Here is an 18318-nt window from a genome sequence, read left to right as displayed (position 1 = left end):
CTTATGCCCCCTCGGTAAAGTTAATTTCTTGACCTGGTTTCAAGCATACAAAAGCGCGTTTTGTATGATTGCGACGGCCATTAAATTTACCAGTACGTTTTTGTTTGCCCAAGCGGTTAGCTACTTGCACAGATTCAACCTGAACCTTAAACAGCAACTCAACAGCAGCCTTGATTTCTGGCTTAGTTGCATCTGGCATTACCAGGAACACAACTTGCTCGTTTTTCTCTGCAACCATAGTTGCTTTTTCAGAGATCACCGGAGCCAGCAACACCTTCATCAGGCGTTCTTCACTATGCTTGATTACGCTCATGCCAGCATCTCCTCAATCTTTGTCAAGGCCGCTTTTGTGATCAACACTTTCTTGTAGAACACCAAAGAAACTGGATCAGCATAACGTGGCTCAACAACCAAAACGTTAACCAGATTGCGAGCAGCCAACATCAAGTTTTCGTTGAAGTCTTCAGTAATAATCAATACTGAATCCAAGCAACCCATCGTCTTCAATTTTTCAGACAACAACTTAGTTTTTGGCGCATCAACAGTCAGACTGTCAACAACATTCAAACGACCTTCACGAGCCAACTGAGACAAGATCGAGCAGATACCTGCGCGATACATCTTCTTGTTAACTTTGTGAGAGAAGTTCTCATCAGGAGAATTAGGGAAAGCACGACCGCCTCCACGCCACAATGGGGAAGATGACATACCAGCACGAGCACGACCCGTACCTTTTTGACGCCATGGCTTCTTCGTTGTGTGGTGAACTTCGTCACGACCCAATTGTTTGCGGTTACCACTGCGAGCATTTGCTTGGTAAGCAACAACTACTTGATGAATCAAGGCTTCATTGTAGTCACGACCAAAAATAGTATCTGGTGCAGCAACGTTAGAAGCAGATTGACCATCCGCATTTAGGAGCTTCAGTTCCATAAATTAAGCCCCCTTCTTTGCTTTAACTTTAACAGCTGGCGATACAATCACCTGACCGTTTTTCGCGCCTGGAATAGCACCTTTCACCAACAACAATTGGCGATCAGCATCCACACGAGCGATGACAAGATTTTGCACTGTACGCGTAACATCACCCAAGTGACCAGTCATGCGCTTACCTGGGAAAACGCGACCAGGATCCTGCGCCATACCGATAGAACCAGGAACATTATGTGAACGTGAGTTACCGTGAGTAGCACGACCAGATGCGAAGTGGTGACGCTTAATAGTACCGGCATAGCCTTTACCAATTGTCACACCTTGCACGTCGACTTTTTGACCAGCTTCGAACAAGCCAACAGGCACAACATCGCCCGCTTTCAGTTCAGCAGCTTTAGCAGCGTCAACACGGAATTCTTTTAAGACAGTACCAGCTTCCACGCCCGCTTTTGCGAGGTGACCTGCAGCCGCTTTAGTTACACGGGATGCACGGCGCTGACCGAATGTTACCTGAACAGCGGAGTAACCGTCTGTTTCAGGAGTTTTGATTTGTGTCACGCGGTTGTTGGACACATCTAATACTGTGACTGGAATTGAATCACCATCATCAGTAAAAATGCGCATCATACCAACCTTGCGACCAACTAGGCCCAAGCTCATTGTTTTCTCCATTCTCACCTACGATTGGGTGAGGCTGATGTTTAGAAACTTACTTTTTAAAACTTAAAAAATAGACAGGCGCAAGCCTATCCAAATCTAAGCCTTCGATTGTAACCTGAAAATTTTCCACTTACAAGATAAATTTATTTGAAAATAGAAAAAATTATGGTATGTCAGTTTTTCTCTGATCACTTAAAAGATTTTATGATGCTTCAAAATTTTTTAGCAAACAGAAAGCTGGCTTGAGAAATTCAATTATGGGGATGCAGAACAAGGCGCTTCCCGCAGCAATACTCAGGTATTGCGAGGACAAGCAACGCGGTGCTGCGCCCCAGAATTGGATTTATCGAGCTAGCAATTATTGCAATTTGATTTCTACGTCGACACCAGCTGGCAAGTCGAGTTTCATCAATGCGTCAACAGTTTTGTCCGTTGGATCAACGATGTCCATCAAACGCTGATGCGTGCGGATTTCGAATTGATCACGGGAAGTTTTGTTAACGTGCGGGGAACGCAATACGTCGAAACGTTGAATACGTGTTGGCAAAGGAACTGGACCTTTAACAACAGCGCCGGTACGCTTAGCTGTTTCTACAATTTCGAGAGCTGATTGATCGATCAACTTGTAATCGAAAGCTTTCAAGCGAATACGGATTTTTTGATTTGCTGTAGACATGATATTTCCTGTAAAGAACGGGCCACAATGCTGGAAAGTGGCATTTTTAACAAAGAGCGATTACTACTAAGACTAAAAAACTACGGCTGTCGAGCTTAAAAAAGCACGACAGCCGACTAGTGTACACCAAATTTCGATTTTTCCTAAATTTTATCGATGAAATTCATCGGCAAAATTGTGGAAGATATTACTCGATAATTTTAGCAACAACACCCGCACCAACAGTACGACCACCTTCACGAATCGCGAAACGGAGACCTTCTTCCATCGCGATCGGGTTGATCAATTTTACTGTGATAGAGACGTTATCACCTGGCATCACCATTTCTTTATCTTTCGGCAACTCGATTGAACCAGTTACGTCCGTTGTACGGAAGTAGAACTGTGGACGATAGTTGTTAAAGAATGGTGTATGACGACCACCTTCATCTTTAGACAAAACGTAGATCTCGCCTGTAAAGTGACTATGTGGCTTAATAGAACCTGGTTTAGACAATACTTGACCACGTTGAATATCTTCACGCTTAGTACCGCGCAACAACACACCAACGTTATCGCCTGCTTGACCTTGGTCCAGCAATTTGCGGAACATTTCAACACCAGTACATGTTGTTTTAACTGTGTCTTTAATACCAACGATTTCGATCTCTTCGCCGACTTTAACGATACCGCGTTCGATACGGCCGGTGACCACTGTACCGCGACCAGAAATAGAGAATACGTCTTCTACTGGCAACAGGAATGCGCCGTCAACAGCACGTTCTGGTGTTGGGATGTAAGAATCCAAAGCATCAGCCAATTTCATGATGGCTTCTTCGCCCAATGGACCTTTGTCGCCTTCGAGCGCCAATTTTGCAGAACCTTGGATGATAGGCAAATCGTCGCCTGGGAATTCGTATTTAGACAATAACTCACGAACTTCCATTTCAACCAATTCCAACAACTCAGCGTCATCCACCATGTCGCATTTGTTCAAGAAAACGATGATGTATGGAACACCAACTTGACGTGCCAACAAGATGTGTTCACGTGTTTGTGGCATAGGACCGTCAGCTGCGGAGCAAACTAAGATCGCGCCGTCCATCTGAGCAGCACCAGTAATCATGTTTTTAACATAATCAGCATGGCCTGGGCAGTCAACGTGAGCATAGTGACGACCTGCTGTTTCGTATTCTACGTGGGCTGTATTAATTGTAATACCGCGCGCTTTTTCTTCTGGAGCTGCATCGATTTGATCGTATGCTTTAGCTTCGCCGCCAAATTTCTTAGACAATACTGTCGCAATCGCTGCTGTCAATGTCGTTTTACCGTGATCCACGTGACCAATTGTACCGACGTTAACGTGCGGCTTGGTGCGTTCGAACTTACCTTTTGCCATTTTATTCTTCCTTCAAAAAGAACGATTAGATTAATTACCTGCTTCTCTAACAAAGAGTTATCGAAGCAGGATTTTCCGATTTAAATAACTTAATTATTACTTAGCTTTAGATGTAACGATTGCGTCGATAACATTCTTCGGTGCTTCAGAGTAGTGCTTGAATTCCATGGAATAAGTCGCACGACCTTGAGTTGCTGAACGCAAAGAAGTTGAGTAACCAAACATCTCAGACAATGGCACTTCAGCTTTAATGATCTTACCGCCACCACCAGCAATCTCATCCATACCTTGAACCATACCGCGACGTGAGGACAAATCACCCATCACTGTACCAGCGTAGTCTTCTGGTGTTTCTACTTCAACCGCCATCATTGGCTCCAGAATAACTGGGCTTGCTTTGCGGCAGCCGTCTTTAAACGCCATAGAACCCGCCATACGGAACGCGTTTTCATTGGAGTCGACGTCATGGTATGAACCGAAGAACAGAGTAACTTTAACGTCAACCACTGGGTAGCCAGCCAATACACCGGAAGTCAATGTTTCACGTACACCTTTTTCAACTGCAGGAATGTATTCACGTGGAACTGTACCGCCTTTGATCGCATCAACGAATTCGAAACCTTTACCTGGTTCTTGCGGCTCGATCTTCAATACTACGTGACCGTATTGACCACGACCACCAGATTGCTTAACGAACTTACCTTCGATTTCTTCGCAAGTTTTGCGAATTGTTTCGCGGTATGCAACTTGTGGCTTACCAACAGTTGCTTCCACGTTAAATTCACGCTTCATACGGTCAACGATAATGTCCAGATGCAATTCACCCATACCAGCGATAATTGTCTGACCAGATTCTTCGTCAGTACGTACGCGGAAAGATGGATCTTCAGCCGCCAAACGGTTCAATGCCAAGCCCATTTTCTCTTGATCTTGCTTAGTCTTTGGCTCAACCGCTTGAGAAATAACTGGCTCTGGGAACACCATACGTTCCAAGACAACGATCGCTTTTTCGTCGCACAAGGTATCACCAGTTGTTGTGTCTTTCAGACCAACCACAGCCGCGATATCACCCGCCAACATTTCTTTGATTTCTTCACGTTGGTTTGCATGCATCTGAACCAAACGACCAATACGCTCTTTTTTCTCTTTAACAGAGTTATAAACCGTATCACCAGAATTCAAAGTACCTGAGTAGCAACGAACGAAGCACAATTGACCAACGAACGGATCAGTTGCAATCTTGAACGCCAAGCCAGAGAATTTCTCTGTGTCTTTAGCTTCACGAACTACAGGCTCATCATCTTCATTCGTACCAGGAACTGGTGGAATATCGATCGGAGATGGCAAGTACTCAACTACCGCATCCAACATCGCCTGAACGCCTTTGTTTTTAAATGCAGTACCGCACAACATTGGAACGATTTCAGAAGCGATAGTACGTTGACGCAAAGCTTTTTTGATTTCAGCTTCAGTCAAATCACCTTCTTCAAGGTATTTGTTCATCAATTCTTCGCTGGCTTCAGCAGCAGCTTCAACCATGTTTTCGCGCCATTTTTTCGCGTCAGCTAACAAATTCTCAGGGATTTCGCCGTATTCAAATTTCATACCTTGAGATGCTACATCCCAGATGATCGCTTTCATCTTAACCAAATCGATCACGCCTTCGAACAAATCTTCAGCGCCGATAGGTACTTGCAAAGGCACTGGATTTGCTTTCAAACGTGCACGCATTTGATCGTACACTTTGAAGAAGTTCGCGCCAGTACGATCCATCTTGTTGACGAATGCCAAACGTGGGACTTTGTACTTGTTAGCTTGACGCCAAACTGTTTCAGATTGTGGCTGAACGCCGCCGACTGCACAGTAAACCATGCAAGCACCGTCCAAAACACGCATAGAACGCTCAACTTCAATCGTGAAGTCAACGTGGCCTGGTGTATCAATAATATTGATATGGTGTGGCTGGAAATTATTCGCCATACCACTCCAGAAGCAAGTTGTCGCAGCGGAAGTAATAGTAATACCGCGCTCTTGTTCTTGCTCCATCCAGTCCATGGTAGCCGCGCCATCATGCACTTCACCGATTTTGTGATTTACACCGGTGTAGAACAAAACACGTTCGGTTGTCGTGGTTTTACCAGCATCAATGTGAGCCGAAATACCGATATTACGGTAGCGCTCAATGGGGGTCTTACGGGCCATAGCTATTCCTAAATCTTTTAATGGACAAAACCGAGCGTAATTTTCAAGAAGAAATCACGCCCGGCCTGATTCAATATACCTGGAAAAACCACTGTAAAAATTTCATACAATGGCCTCTCACTTTTAACGCAACGACTAAATAAATTAGAAGCGGAAGTGGGAGAAGGCTTTGTTGGCTTCAGCCATACGATGCACTTCATCACGTTTCTTCATTGCGCCGCCGCGACCTTCAGCGGCTTCCAACAATTCACCAGCCAAGCGTTGCGGCATAGATTTTTCGCTACGCTTGTTCGCTGCTTCACGCAACCAACGCATAGACAAAGCCAAACGGCGAACTGGACGAACTTCAACTGGAACTTGATAGTTAGCACCACCAACGCGGCGGGATTTAACTTCAACCAATGGCTTAGCATTGTTGATTGCAGTTGCGAACACTTCCAAAGGATCTTTACCAGATTTAGTTTGGATGTGATCAAACGCGCCATAGATAATGCCTTCAGCAACAGACTTCTTGCCAGACAACATCAACACGTTAACAAATTTTGATACTTCAACATTACCGAATTTTGGATCCGGCAAAATATCCCGTTTCGGGACTTCACGACGACGTGGCATTTCAATTCCTTTCAATCTTCAGTTGAGCGGTCGATAACAGATTTATCAACGCTCGCGGTGAGCCATCATAGCCACCACTTACTCGGCTCATTCGAGACCGACACCTCTCCGAACTACGGAGATTTTACTGAGGCTTAGTTACAGAAAAATTACAAGTTGACTGTAAAATAAAATTCTAGTGGACTAGAAAATTACTTCTTAACAGCCTTAGCGCGCTTAGAACCATATTTGGAACGAGCTTGCTTACGGTCTTTAACACCTTGAGTATCCAAAGCACCACGAACCATATGGTAACGCACACCCGGCAAATCTTTTACACGACCACCGCGCAACAAAACTACGCTATGTTCTTGCAAGTTATGACCTTCACCGCCGATATACGAAATAACTTCGAAACCGTTGGTCAAGCGTACTTTGGCAACTTTACGCAAAGCCGAGTTAGGCTTTTTTGGAGTTGTCGTATAAACGCGAGTACATACGCCGCGTTTTTGTGGGCTGTTTTCCAGCGCCGGAGATTTGCTCTTAACCACTGCAGAAACACGTGGTTGGCGAATCAGTTGATTGATGGTTGGCATCGTTTTTAATCCAACAAAATACAACGTTAAACACACGCCCGGAAACGGTTGCCCGGGCACTTAAAATCTATATATTCACTCACAAACAAAGTCTGCAAGCCCTCGACCATTCATGCTCATACACATGCTTAAATACAAATTGGCAGTGCGTAAGAATAAACCATATAAAATCGAGAACTCGCGAGTGTACACCTTTGTTTCAAGCAAAGTCAATGAAAAACAATAGAAACAACCACTTAGGATAGCATCTGGCACGCCGTATGCCAGATCAAAATGACTAAATAAAGTGCATTATTTATAGAGCAGCATCTATTTAAGAAAGCTATTTGCGCCCGTCAAGGATAAAATGCCAGGCTATTTCCAACAAGAGATGAGCACTACGAGGCTCATTTCACTTATTTTGCCTTTATTGAATGCACAATTGCATGCACAAGCCCTTCCGACTCCCCCAATTTTACTTATTAACAAGCTACTTTCTTATCAGTTGCTTGCCTTTTTTTGATTATTTATTAGGCAAACCAGTAGAACACGCATCACGCATAGTGGCGTATGAGATTATTGGCTGGTTGCTATTGTGGAATATTTTCCAAAGCCCACGCTGGTTTCATTACTTATTATTGCCAGCCTTTTTGGCGATTCCGGTAGAGATTTATCTGCGTTTGTACTTCGGACAAGGGATTTCCACACACCATCTTGGGATTATCACTGAAACTAGCCCAAAAGAAGCTTTGGAATTTTTAGGTCACAAAGTCTGGCTGCTGCTACTGATCATCATCACGATTATGGCTTGGTGGTGGTCCTTACTGCGCGCCGCTAAGGCGACGCCCTCACTAGCTTGGCGCCATTCATCGCGCTGGATCTGCCTCGCTATTATTGCAAGTATCTCAATTTGTTGGAGTTATGGCTTACGGGTTGGCGTTGCCAGCGCCTCCGCCAAAGTCAGTACCAGCGCCATAGCAACTAGCGCGAATGAGGGGCCGCATGTGTGGCAGATACGTTCATGGTCAACACTCCAAGAATACTTAGACCAGCAGCCCGCGCTACCGAATTGGACCGAAGCCCTGTACGACCTCGATAGCTTTTCACGCAGCTGGCCAGCAGGAATTTGGGCGCGCGCGATTGATTTTTATCAAGAACGCAGTTTTCTAGCGACATTGAGTGAAAAGAGTCGCTTATTTCGCTTCCATGCACAGCAAGCTGCAGGCAACGATTTTCAACAAACTATCGTGGTCGTCATTGGTGAATCATCGCGTTATGATCGCTGGAGCTTAAATGGCTATCAAAGAATCACCAATCCCTATCTTAGCCAAGAAACAAATCTGGTGAGCTTTAGCGACATGATTACTGCAGTCGCCGCGACGCGCTTATCGGTACCCATCATCGCCACCCGCAAACCCGCGACTCAGAGTCTCAAACCTGGATTTAGTGAAAAATCCTTTCTGAGCGCATATCAGGAAGCAGGGTTTAAGACTTTCTGGATTTCAAATCAAATGAGCTTCGGGCAATTTGATACGCCGACCTCGGTAATTGCCAAAGAGGCCGATGTCACGCAGTTCTTGAATCTGGGCGGCTTCACAAATAATTCGAGTTACGATCAGATCTTATTCACACCGCTGCAAAACGCCCTAAATGACAGTGCACCAAATAAGCTCATCGTGATTCACAGTCTGGGCAATCATTGGAATTACAGTCATCGCTATCCACAAAGCTATGATAAGTGGAAGCCCTCTTTATTTGGCATTAGTAATCCAGCCTATACCAACTTAAAGAACAAAGAAGCACTGAATAATAGCTACGACAATTCGATTTTGTATAACGACTGGATTTTGGCGCGTATGATTGCGCAACTCAAAGCGATACCGCATATGACGGCGTTATGGTATGTGTCGGATCATGGGCAAACCTTATACGACGGCAGTTGCAATCTGGCGTTCCATGGTCACAACACCCAATTTGAATTTCATATCCCGGCATTTGTCTGGTATTCAGATCAATACGCGGCACAACATCCGCAAAAAATTCAACAGCTAAAAGCTCATCAGAATGCGAAACTGACGACAGAAAACATTTTCCATTCAGTCGTTGATATGGTGGACATTCGTTATCCTGATGAGAAACTCGATCGCAGCATTTTTAGCCCGCAGTGGAAATTTCATACGCGCTATGTCGACAGCTACGGCTGGAGCAATTACGACGATGCGCATCTGAAGGGGGATTGCCGCGAGGTAATCGACAATAAGACACCGCTAGTCCAAGAGAAGTAGTTTAAAAAGGTAAGCCGTTTCTAGAATGGAAGGCAAAAGGCTAAATGCCTTCCATATCAATTGCCCACCTTCCATTTGTGCCTTACACTTAAGTCATGCGCCGCGACATCACTCCCACCCTCACGTTCATCACCACCGACCAGCCGACCGTGCAAATCCACGGTGCCTGGTTGACGGATATGCTGGCCGAAGCAAGCTTGATGCAAACTATCCATCTCAGCTTGCAAGAGCTCCAAGGCAAGCTGGAATTGGCGTGGGATCTAACGCAACTGACAGCACTCGATCATATTGGCGCTCAATTGCTATGGCAGGCATGGGGTAAATCTTATCCAGCCAAACTACAGCTCAGAGAACAACACCAAGCATTATTTGAACGTCTGGCGGAAGTACAAAGAATTGCCATGCCAGTCGCACAAAAGCCCATCGTGCCGCCATTTGGCAAACTGGGGCGTTTATCCTTAAATTTCGCTTTGCATGTAATCGGTGTGACTGAATTGCTCGGTCAACTGGTATTGGATTTAGCGCGCCTAGTGCGCCATCCCACGCGCGGCCCGTGGAAAGAAATTTCCGCGAATATTTATCGTACGGGTTTTCAAGCGATGGCGATCACTGCCTTAGTCGGGCTTTTAATCGGCGTGGTCTTATCGTATTTGTCCGGACAGCAATTGCGTAGTTATGGTGGCGACTTGTTCATCGTCAATTTGCTGGGTATCAGTATTATTCGCGAATTGGGGCCGATGTTAGCGGCAATCTTAATCGCCGGACGTTCAGGCTCCGCCATTACCGCCCAATTAGGCGTGATGAAAGTCACCGAAGAGCTCGACGCCATGCGTGTGATGGGGATTCCGGTCGGATTTCGCTTAATCATGCCAAAGGTAATTGCACTGGCAATCACGATGCCCTTAATCGTCATCTGGACCGATGTCATGGCACTGATCGGCGGTGCCATTTCTGCACAATTCATACTTGATATGTCACCCGGATTCTTCCTGCACAAATTGCCCGATGTGGTGAGCCTGGCGAATTATTGGATAGGTTTAGGAAAAGGCGTGGTGTTCGGCATACTGATCGCCGTTATTGCCTGTCATTATGGTTTAAGAATCAAACCGAATACGGAAAGTCTGGGGCTAGGAACGACCAGTTCAGTCGTCGTTTCAATTACCTCCGTTATTATTGCCGATGCTTTTTTCGCGGTACTGTTCCGCAATATTGCATACTGAAGCTATGGATACCTTGAGCCCGACACCAGCCATTGAACATGTCATAGAAATCGAACACCTGCGCACGCAATTTGGACGCACGGTGATTCATGATGATCTCAATTTGCAAATACGTAGAGGTGAAATTTTCTCCATCGTTGGTGGTTCAGGCTCTGGCAAAACGGTACTCATGCGCCAGATGCTGGGATTAGAAGTTCCCAAAGGCGGCATCATCAAAGTATTTGGCGAAGATATCCATGCGCCGAAACTGCACCACGTTGAGCATTTACGTCGTCGCTCAGGTATGTTATTTCAACACGGCGCGCTGTATTCGGCATTGAATGTAATTGAAAACGTGGCACAGCCCTTACGCGAATTAGGCGATCTGCCTGAATCCTTAATCATGGACATCGCGTATCTGAAACTACATATGTCGGGCATCGGTTTTGAACATGCAAAAAAAATGCCATCGGATTTATCAGGCGGGATGATTAAGCGTATCGCTTTAGCCCGCGCCATTGCGCTAGACCCTGAATTATTGTTCTTAGATGAGCCGACTGCGGGATTAGATCCAGATAGTTCGGATAGCTTCGTCAGCTTAATTCAATCGCTGCATCAATTACTCAGCTTAACCGTGGTGATGGTGACGCATGATCTGGATACCTTATTTGCACTATCTTCACGCATCGGTGTCATCGCCGATAGAAAAATGATCGCCGTTGGTAGTGCGCGCGGCGTCACACAAGTTGACCATCCTTTTATTCAAACTTATTTCCGTGGTGGCCGCGGTTTACGCGCCATGGAAGTATTACCACAATCACTTGATCCGCAGCAAATGATCAATACTGCGTCAGGAGCGAAACATTATGGAAAGTAAATCTCACGCCTTAATCGCCGGCGTATTCGCGATAGGTCTGGCAATTTTGGCTGGCGCACTGGCACTATGGTTAGGCAAGGATGAAATCCAGCGTACGCCGTATACGATTGCGACGTCTTTAAAAGTATCAGGCTTGAACATACAAGCGGCAGTGCGTTATAAGGGAATTAAAGTCGGCAAAGTGACCGATATTGATTTCGATAGCAAAGTGCCGGGTCAATTATTATTAAGTTTAGATATCGTTTCCGACACGCCAATCACCCAATCTACTTACGCGACTTTAGGCTATCAAGGTGTAACTGGAATCGCCTTTATTGAACTCGACGATGACGGTAGCAAATCCGCTGCCGTGGTGCGCGATCCGCAATTGGGCGCACGCATTCCCTTGCGCCCGGGCTTGATGCAAGAAGTAGAAAAACATGGTCTGGCGATCTTGAGTCAAACAGAAGAATTGAGCAAACGCTTAAATGCCCTGCTCGATCAGGACAACCGCGCTTCCCTGACCAACGCAGTCAAGCAAATCGGCAAGACCGCCGCGGCTTGGGAAGGATTCCCTGCCAAACTCGAGCCAGTCTTAAATGAATTACCGCAAACTGTACGTCAGGCAAAAGAAAGCGCATTGGCCTTCAAGCAATTTTCTGATAACGCTAAAAACACCAGCAATAATTTGAATCTGCTCATCAATAATCTGCAAGGCGAAAATGGCAGCATTACGCGTTTGAGCAAAAATGTCGAAGACATGAGCCAGAGCCTGCAATATGAAACGCTGCCAGCCATCAACAATTTAGTACGCGATGCGGGCAGCACATTGCGCAGCATCAATCGCGGTGCGGAGACTTTTAATGACAGACCGCAAAGTCTGATCTTTGGTGCTAAACCGGTAGCCCCTGGGCCTGGTGAAGCGGGATTTAAAAATGAGGCTGGAAATAAATAGTCGTGCACATTGCCGAAGCACCATTGTCGAAGCACCATTACCGAAGCGCCATTGCTGTAGTCCCATTTTCGAAGTACCTCAGTCTTTAGTAAAAATTTTTAAATAAAACCAAGCAAATTCAAACAAATATTTTGAGCAGGAAATGACCATGTCAATTAGAGCACTTCATGCCGGCAGTATCAAAACAATTGGGCAAAATTTGAGCGCATGCCTTGCCATCGTCTTGCTCAGTGCCTGCGCCAGTACCAGCGTTCAACAGCAATATGACTTTGGCAGTGAATTGGCGAATTCCAGCGCTGCTGGCACGGAAGCGCTGTCCACATTAAAAATCCAGCTGGCCGAGATTCAAGCGCCAGTGAGCCTGGAAAGTTCAGCCATGCTGTATCGGCTGCAATATGAGAATGGGCAAGAACTCCGTCCATATGCGCAAAGCCGCTGGAGTATGCCGCCGGCACAATTACTCAAACAAAGAATCAAAGCACAAATCAATCGCCAAGGTGGTGCGGTCTTGGCGACTAGTGATGGCGTCAAAGCCTTGCCTTTATTGCGTTTGGAATTAGAAGAATTTTCTCAACAATTTTCTACACCCAATCAAAGTCAGGTGCAGCTTCGTTGGCGCGCCAGCCTGATCAAAAATAATCAATTACTGGGGCAAAAAATATTTACAGCACAAGTAGCTACGGAAAGCCCTGATGCGCGTGGTGGTGCAAAAGCAATGCCACAAGCAAGTGATAGCGCGATTGCGGAACTAATTAGCTGGATGCAGACTCAATTAAAATAAATCCATGCTCTCGCAGATGTCGCGAATGCGCTTTAACAAAAATTTCTTCCAACGAAGCTAAGCTATTGTGTCCAACCAAGATCTCACCGCTTCACCACTGTCACGCGCCAGTTTAGTCGCCTATGCAATTTTGATTGTGTATGCCAGCCTTTATCCATTCTCAGGTTGGCAGTTTGAAAATCTGGCGGCGTTCGGCGCGCAAATTTCGCAATGGCCACGTTATTGGTCTCAGTTCGATGCTATCGTCAATGTACTCGGTTACATCCCTTTTGGCGCATTGCTAGTATTTTCACTCTATCCTCGCGTCAAGACACGCTGGGCGTTTTTGATTGCAAGTATCAGCAGTTGCGGCATCAGCTTATTGATGGAGAGCGCGCAGTATTTTTTACCTAGTCGCGTTACCTCACTACTAGACCTATTGACCAATGCTGCAGGTGGAATCATTGGCGCTTTGCTCGGCGTCGCCTTACTCCCGCTGCTAATGGAAAATGGACGCTTGCAAGCACTGCGCAGCAAGTGGTTACTCAGAGATTCTTCTCCTGAAATGGTGGTACTCGGCCTATGGCCCTTAGCCCAAATTTTTCCGCAAGCATTCTTGTTTGGTCATGGGCAAATCTTGCCACTCATTTCACTGTGGTGTGAAGAATATCTGGATGTCACGATTGATCTCAGTGACTATTTGCGCCATGGTCTTGAACTGAGTCCTGAAACATATTTGCTGTCAGAAACCATCATCACAGCCTGTGGCTGCACTGGGGCGATTTTGATTTGCTTATCGCTCTTAAATCGGCATGCGCCCAAATTTATTTTGGCTTGTCTTTTACTGCTGACAGGATTAGCTGTCAAAGCTTTATCCACTGCCCTGATGTTTCAACCTGAGAATGCGTTTTTATGGCTGGCACCGGGGGCACAAGGTGGAATTTTGATCAGCACCATTATGCTGTACGGCTTTTCTTTTGCACCATCACATGCGCAACGACGATTAGCATTTTTATTATTGGGAATTAGTCTCTTGATGGTGAATCTGATTCCAAGTAATCCCTACTTTCTGAATACTTTGCAAACCATGGTACAAGGCAAGATGCTCAATTTTTATGGTGCTGCGCAGTTTCTGTCGCTGGTCTGGCCTTTTGGCGCGATCTGGTATTTATTGAAGCCCATGCAAAAAATAAAATAGTAGTACTTACGCAAAACCAACGCCGGCGTTGTTGTGTTCGCCCAGCCAGCGCAATTTTGCATAAGCCCTAAATAGAAAATCGCAACACTGTAAGTTCATAAACTTTTAATTCATGCAAAATTTTCCGCAGCAACTATCGCACAGCTTTCAGCGCTTTTTTGACTCCGAAAAAGCGGGTGGGATACTATTAATTCTGTGTACCGCTGCATCTTTGCTGATCACAAATTCCGCCTTCGGCCAACACTATCTCCAGTTCTGGCAAATCTCGTTCGCGGGCCTAAGTCTGGAGTTATGGGTCAACGATGCCTTGATGGCGATCTTTTTTCTCTTGATCGGTTTGGAATTAGAACGCGAACTGTATAGCGGTGAATTATCTGATTTTCGTAACGCGTTACTGCCCTTGATCGCAGCACTCGGCGGCACCGTCGCACCTGCGCTTTTGCACTTCGGCTTCAATGCGGGAAGTGCAACGCAGGCTGGGATAGGAATCCCTATGGCAACTGATATTGCCTTTGCTTTAGGTGTATTGGCATTATTGGGAAAAAGGATTCCAGCCGCATTGAAAGTTTTTGTGGTCGCTTTTGCCGTCATTGATGATTTGTGCGCCATCATTGTGATTGCCTTGTTTTACACTGTGAAAGTGAATCTACTCTTCCTCGCACTGGCAATTGCGATCTGGCTAGGCTTACTTGCCCTCAATCGTAAAATGCGCTGCATGGCTTTATGGCCGTACTTAATCGGCGGCATAGGCATGTGGATTTGCATGTTGCTGTCGGGCGTTCATGCAACGATTGCGGGTGTCATGCTGGCATTTGCCATCCCCTACTCTGCCAAAAGCGAGGATGTGGAATCGCCGTCGCATCAACTTGAACACTTACTCCACAAGCCAGTTGCCTTTCTGATCTTGCCCATCTTTGCGTTAGCGAACACTGCCATCGTCATAGGTGCAGATTGGGCGCATAGCTTAAGCAGCGCGAATAGTCTGGGAATTATTGTGGGTTTGGGCTTAGGCAAACCCTTAGGTGTCAGCTTATGTTGCGCACTGGCGGTTATGACGGGACTGTGCCAACTGCCTGCAGGTATGCAATGGCGGCACGTGATTGGTGCTGGCATCCTAGGTGGTATAGGCTTTACGATGTCTATCTTCATTACCAATCTGGCGTTTACCGGCCAAGATGCATTGATCAATGCATCAAAAATGGCGATCTTGGTCGCGTCGCTATGTGCGGGGCTGATCGGTTTTGTCTGGCTCAGATTCACCAGCAATCGGACTTAATCGGGCTTAGGTAACCTCAGTTGCTTGATCCTGCATGCTCAAACAAGCTCGCTGCCTATACCTACTTCGTCGCCTCGTCGATTTGCTTTTGATGCGCTTCACTCGCTTTGGATAATTCTTGCTCAACCTGCTTGGCCTGTTCCAGCGCCTGACGCTGATGCTCTGCAATTTTAAAGGCAGGGGCAGACTCCGCTGTGACAGATGCACTGTTCACTTTAGGCTCTGCTGGTTTTTTACAGGCACAGCATAATCCTAATACGAGACTAGATTGTATAAACAAGGTCAGAAATTTCATAGCTTTTCTCTATCAAAAATGATCGCAATTGATCGCGCATGATTTGTGCTGGGATTTCAATATAGACGCCATCCTCACCAGCTAATCGTTGTATCATAATGCTTAATTGAACGCGTGGCGAATTGATAGCCTGCATGATCTTCGGCGAAACAGTTAATTCACCGCGCGATTCACGATCTTTCCTGAAATCTTTCGAAATCCTCATGTCCGACAATCTCTATTACCAAAAACACGTGTTCTTCTGCATGAACGAACGCGATGACGGTCGTCCTTGCTGTGCCGAACGCGGCGCACAGGCGGCACAAGAACATGCAAAACGCCGAATAAAGCAACTAGACTTAAATGGCGCGGGCAAAATCCGTATCAATAAGGCTGGGTGTCTGGATCGCTGCGAACAAGGCCCAGTATTAGTCGTGTATCCACAAGGTACTTGGTATACCTATGTTGATCAAACTGATATTGATGAAATTATCGAGGTCGATCTGGTCGGTGGTGGCGTGGTTGAACGTCTTAAAGTTTAAGCTGGTATAACCTAAGTATGAACATCCACACTGAACAATTTCTCATTCCCGGCAAGGCAGGGCAATTGGAATGCGCCTTAAATCATCCTGATTCAGAGATGTTTCCCAATCCCCGCGGCCTGGCTTTAGTGGCACATCCACATCCGCTGTTTGGCGGCACGATGGAAAATAAAGTCGCACAGACGCTGGCGCGTACTTTCGTGTCACTCGGTTACGTCACGGCACGCATGAATTTTCGTGGCGTTGGTAAATCCGAAGGGGTGCATGATGCAGGTATAGGCGAAACCGACGATATGGAAACACTGTTACAGCACCTGCGTCAGCGCTATCCCGATTTGCCCTTGGTCTTGAGTGGATTTTCTTTCGGCACCTTCGTGCAATCGCGTTTGCATCAGCGCTTAACCGCCGCTGGAATTCCAGTTCAACGACTGGTGTTAGTCGGTGCAGCAGCAGGTAAATGGGCGATGCCAGATATTCCTGCCGATACCATTTTGATTCATGGTGAACTGGACGACACCATACCATTACAGGTGGTATTTGAATGGCTGAGACCGCAGGATATTCCAGTCGTCGTGATCCCGGGTGCAGATCATTTTTTTCATCGTCGCCTACCTCATATCAAGAAAATTATCAGCGATTTGTGGTCGTGATTTTGTGGTCATAAATAACTCTCTATTTTTTAAATTTACTATTTGCTTTAGCTTCCAATGAAAAAATATTTTTCCTCATTATTTTCCGCGCTGTTCGCAATCTCAATTGCCAGCGTCGCACTGAGCAGCGCCGTCGCACAAGCGCAGACCTTACCCAAGCCTTTAGTCGATGCCAAGTCCTGGATCTTATTAGATGCCACCAGCAATCAAGTGATCAATTCTGATAATGCGACTTTGCAGATTGAACCAGCTTCGTTGACCAAGATCATGACTGCGTATTTAGTCTTCAATGCATTGAAAGAAAAACGTCTGGATTTGAATCAGCAAATCACGGTATCGACACGCGCTTGGAAAGTCGATTCCAGCAGCTCTAAGATGTTTATCGATCCGGCCACACCTGTCAGTATCGGCGACTTGTTATATGGCTTGATTGTGCAATCTGGCAATGATGCTTCAGTCGCTTTAACGGAAGCTGTCGCTGGTAGCGAAGATGCATTCGTCGTGCAGATGAATCGCGAAGCCGCGCGTCTGGGTATGAAGGCGACACGTTATGCCAATTCTCATGGCTTACCTAGTCCAGATAATTTCTCTACCGCTTTCGATTTGGCGATTTTGGCTTCACGCTTGATCGCTGATCATCCTGAATATTACAAAACCTACTACTCCACTAAGAGTTTTACGTATAACAAAATCACACAGGCAAACCGCAATCGTTTGCTATGGTTAGACCCGACTGTTGATGGCATGAAAACTGGCCACACCGAAGCGGCTGGTTATTGTCTGATTTCTTCTTCGATACGTCCAAATGGTACTGGTCAGCGTCGTTTGATTTCCGTTGTCACAGGTACCAAGAGTGATCAAATCCGAGCGCAAGAAAGTTTGAAATTATTGAACTGGGGCTTCCTCAATTTCGACACGGTCAAACTGTATGACAAAGCACAAGCGATAGAAACTTTGGACGTGTGGAAAGGTAATCAAAGCAAAATCAAAGTCGGCTTCACGCAAGACCTCTATGTAACATTGCCGAAAGGAAGCGCAGCCCGTTTGAAACCTACTTTAGAACGTAAAGATCCTTTGGTGGCGCCAATTGCAGCGAACAGCAAAATTGGTACGATGAAGATGATGTTAGATGGCAAGCCAGTTGCAGAATTTCCAGTATTGGCTTTGGAAGAAGTGCGTCAGGCAAGCATCTTTGGACGTGCGTGGGATTCTATCCGCTTGCTGTTCAAATAAGCTCTAAAGAATATCTAAGGCACAGATAAAAAAAGCCTGCGCAGAGAATATCTGCGCAGGCTTTTGTCATTC

19 protein-coding genes are annotated in these 18318 nt (G+C 46.0%); 10 read left to right on the top strand and 9 right to left on the bottom strand.

Going from position 1 to position 18318, the window contains the following annotated elements; genetic code table 11:
• Position 1: 1 nt before the first annotated feature.
• From rplW to rpsL, 8 genes are all read right to left on the bottom strand, one after another.
• The gene (gene rplW, locus H8K55_RS11205) at positions 2-313 is read right to left on the bottom strand and encodes a 50S ribosomal protein L23 (RefSeq protein ID WP_186892582.1); all 312 of its coding nucleotides are present in this window, start codon (positions 311-313) and stop codon (positions 2-4) included.
• Positions 310-933: a 50S ribosomal protein L4 gene (gene rplD / locus H8K55_RS11200; RefSeq protein WP_186892581.1), complete on the bottom strand. Its 624-nt coding sequence runs from the start codon at positions 931-933 to the stop codon at positions 310-312. Before rplD ends, rplW begins: the two co-directional genes overlap by 4 nt.
• 3 nt (positions 934-936) lie before the next feature.
• Positions 937-1593, bottom strand: a complete 657-nt coding sequence (gene rplC, locus H8K55_RS11195; protein ID WP_186892580.1) for a 50S ribosomal protein L3 — start codon at positions 1591-1593, stop codon at positions 937-939.
• A gap of 358 nt (positions 1594-1951) precedes the next feature.
• Positions 1952-2269, bottom strand: coding sequence for a 30S ribosomal protein S10 (rpsJ, locus tag H8K55_RS11190; RefSeq protein WP_186892579.1), 318 nt, complete (start codon positions 2267-2269; stop codon positions 1952-1954).
• A 187-nt stretch (positions 2270-2456) separates the two neighbouring features.
• Positions 2457-3647, bottom strand: a complete 1191-nt coding sequence (gene tuf, locus H8K55_RS11185) for an elongation factor Tu (RefSeq protein ID WP_186941270.1) — start codon at positions 3645-3647, stop codon at positions 2457-2459.
• Between the two features lie 96 nt (positions 3648-3743).
• Positions 3744-5849 carry an elongation factor G gene (gene fusA / locus H8K55_RS11180; RefSeq protein WP_186942178.1) on the bottom strand — a complete coding sequence of 702 codons (2106 nt, stop codon included), beginning with the start codon at positions 5847-5849 and terminating at the stop codon, positions 3744-3746.
• A 144-nt stretch (positions 5850-5993) separates the two neighbouring features.
• Positions 5994-6464, bottom strand: coding sequence for a 30S ribosomal protein S7 (gene rpsG, locus H8K55_RS11175; protein WP_186892660.1), 471 nt, complete (start codon positions 6462-6464; stop codon positions 5994-5996).
• Positions 6465-6655: 191 nt separating this feature from the next.
• On the bottom strand, positions 6656-7039 hold the full coding sequence (rpsL, locus tag H8K55_RS11170; RefSeq protein WP_186886132.1) for a 30S ribosomal protein S12: 384 nt from the start codon (positions 7037-7039) through the stop codon (positions 6656-6658).
• 488 nt (positions 7040-7527) lie between these two features.
• Between rpsL and H8K55_RS11165 the strand changes: the two genes are divergently transcribed.
• The 7 genes from H8K55_RS11165 (at position 7528) to nhaA (ending at position 15547) form a co-directional block, all read left to right on the top strand.
• Complete coding sequence (locus H8K55_RS11165; protein WP_230408573.1) at positions 7528-9303, top strand: phosphoethanolamine transferase; 1776 nt, start codon at positions 7528-7530, stop codon at positions 9301-9303.
• A gap of 95 nt (positions 9304-9398) precedes the next feature.
• Entirely contained in the window at positions 9399-10523 is a 1125-nt protein-coding gene (locus tag H8K55_RS11160) for an MlaE family ABC transporter permease (RefSeq protein WP_186942176.1), read from the top strand.
• 4 nt (positions 10524-10527) lie between these two features.
• The gene (locus H8K55_RS11155) at positions 10528-11379 is read left to right on the top strand and encodes an ABC transporter ATP-binding protein (RefSeq protein WP_186942175.1); all 852 of its coding nucleotides are present in this window, start codon (positions 10528-10530) and stop codon (positions 11377-11379) included.
• On the top strand, positions 11369-12313 hold the full coding sequence (locus H8K55_RS11150; RefSeq protein ID WP_186942174.1) for an MlaD family protein: 945 nt from the start codon (positions 11369-11371) through the stop codon (positions 12311-12313). The genes H8K55_RS11155 and H8K55_RS11150 overlap by 11 nt, the downstream gene beginning before the upstream one ends.
• A gap of 148 nt (positions 12314-12461) precedes the next feature.
• Positions 12462-13094 carry an ABC-type transport auxiliary lipoprotein family protein gene (locus tag H8K55_RS11145; RefSeq protein ID WP_186942173.1) on the top strand — a complete coding sequence of 211 codons (633 nt, stop codon included), beginning with the start codon at positions 12462-12464 and terminating at the stop codon, positions 13092-13094.
• A gap of 67 nt (positions 13095-13161) precedes the next feature.
• Positions 13162-14271: a VanZ family protein gene (locus H8K55_RS11140; protein ID WP_329605025.1), complete on the top strand. Its 1110-nt coding sequence runs from the start codon at positions 13162-13164 to the stop codon at positions 14269-14271.
• Positions 14272-14383: 112 nt separating this feature from the next.
• Positions 14384-15547: a Na+/H+ antiporter NhaA gene (gene nhaA / locus H8K55_RS11135; protein WP_186942172.1), complete on the top strand. Its 1164-nt coding sequence runs from the start codon at positions 14384-14386 to the stop codon at positions 15545-15547.
• A 61-nt stretch (positions 15548-15608) separates the two neighbouring features.
• Here the strand turns inward: nhaA and H8K55_RS11130 are convergent, their stop codons facing one another.
• Complete coding sequence (locus H8K55_RS11130; protein ID WP_186942171.1) at positions 15609-15842, bottom strand: hypothetical protein; 234 nt, start codon at positions 15840-15842, stop codon at positions 15609-15611.
• Positions 15843-16045: 203 nt separating this feature from the next.
• On the opposite strand from H8K55_RS11130, the gene H8K55_RS11125 reads away from it, so the two are divergent.
• The 3 genes from H8K55_RS11125 to H8K55_RS11115 are packed head-to-tail and all read left to right on the top strand — an operon-like array spanning position 16046 to position 18246.
• Complete coding sequence (locus H8K55_RS11125; protein WP_186942170.1) at positions 16046-16363, top strand: (2Fe-2S) ferredoxin domain-containing protein; 318 nt, start codon at positions 16046-16048, stop codon at positions 16361-16363.
• A gap of 17 nt (positions 16364-16380) precedes the next feature.
• Positions 16381-17013, top strand: a complete 633-nt coding sequence (locus tag H8K55_RS11120; RefSeq protein WP_186942169.1) for an alpha/beta hydrolase — start codon at positions 16381-16383, stop codon at positions 17011-17013.
• A gap of 57 nt (positions 17014-17070) precedes the next feature.
• The gene (locus tag H8K55_RS11115; RefSeq protein ID WP_186942168.1) at positions 17071-18246 is read left to right on the top strand and encodes a D-alanyl-D-alanine carboxypeptidase family protein; all 1176 of its coding nucleotides are present in this window, start codon (positions 17071-17073) and stop codon (positions 18244-18246) included.
• Positions 18247-18318: the final 72 nt, after the last annotated feature.

The organism is Affinundibacterium flavidum (assembly GCF_014284175.1).
Classification (GTDB): domain Bacteria; phylum Pseudomonadota; class Gammaproteobacteria; order Burkholderiales; family Burkholderiaceae_D; genus Undibacterium; species Undibacterium flavidum.
The sequence above is the reverse complement of the archived record's forward strand: the minus strand, read 5'-3'. Positions and strand labels throughout refer to the sequence as shown.

Coding starts and splice junctions, on each gene's coding strand:
- H8K55_RS11155 (WP_186942175.1), top strand. CDS start 10,528: ATGGATACCTTGAGCCCGACACCAGCCATTGAACATGTCATAGAAATC.
- rplW (WP_186892582.1), bottom strand. CDS start 313: ATGAGCGTAATCAAGCATAGTGAAGAACGCCTGATGAAGGTGTTGCTG.
- H8K55_RS11120 (WP_186942169.1), top strand. CDS start 16,381: ATGAACATCCACACTGAACAATTTCTCATTCCCGGCAAGGCAGGGCAA.
- tuf (WP_186941270.1), bottom strand. CDS start 3,647: ATGGCAAAAGGTAAGTTCGAACGCACCAAGCCGCACGTTAACGTCGGT.
- rpsJ (WP_186892579.1), bottom strand. CDS start 2,269: ATGTCTACAGCAAATCAAAAAATCCGTATTCGCTTGAAAGCTTTCGAT.
- H8K55_RS11130 (WP_186942171.1), bottom strand. CDS start 15,842: ATGAAATTTCTGACCTTGTTTATACAATCTAGTCTCGTATTAGGATTA.
- H8K55_RS11160 (WP_186942176.1), top strand. CDS start 9,399: ATGCGCCGCGACATCACTCCCACCCTCACGTTCATCACCACCGACCAG.
- rpsL (WP_186886132.1), bottom strand. CDS start 7,039: ATGCCAACCATCAATCAACTGATTCGCCAACCACGTGTTTCTGCAGTG.
- rpsG (WP_186892660.1), bottom strand. CDS start 6,464: ATGCCACGTCGTCGTGAAGTCCCGAAACGGGATATTTTGCCGGATCCA.
- H8K55_RS11125 (WP_186942170.1), top strand. CDS start 16,046: ATGTCCGACAATCTCTATTACCAAAAACACGTGTTCTTCTGCATGAAC.
- fusA (WP_186942178.1), bottom strand. CDS start 5,849: ATGGCCCGTAAGACCCCCATTGAGCGCTACCGTAATATCGGTATTTCG.
- nhaA (WP_186942172.1), top strand. CDS start 14,384: ATGCAAAATTTTCCGCAGCAACTATCGCACAGCTTTCAGCGCTTTTTT.
- rplD (WP_186892581.1), bottom strand. CDS start 933: ATGGAACTGAAGCTCCTAAATGCGGATGGTCAATCTGCTTCTAACGTT.
- H8K55_RS11145 (WP_186942173.1), top strand. CDS start 12,462: ATGTCAATTAGAGCACTTCATGCCGGCAGTATCAAAACAATTGGGCAA.
- H8K55_RS11115 (WP_186942168.1), top strand. CDS start 17,071: ATGAAAAAATATTTTTCCTCATTATTTTCCGCGCTGTTCGCAATCTCA.
- H8K55_RS11150 (WP_186942174.1), top strand. CDS start 11,369: ATGGAAAGTAAATCTCACGCCTTAATCGCCGGCGTATTCGCGATAGGT.
- rplC (WP_186892580.1), bottom strand. CDS start 1,593: ATGAGCTTGGGCCTAGTTGGTCGCAAGGTTGGTATGATGCGCATTTTT.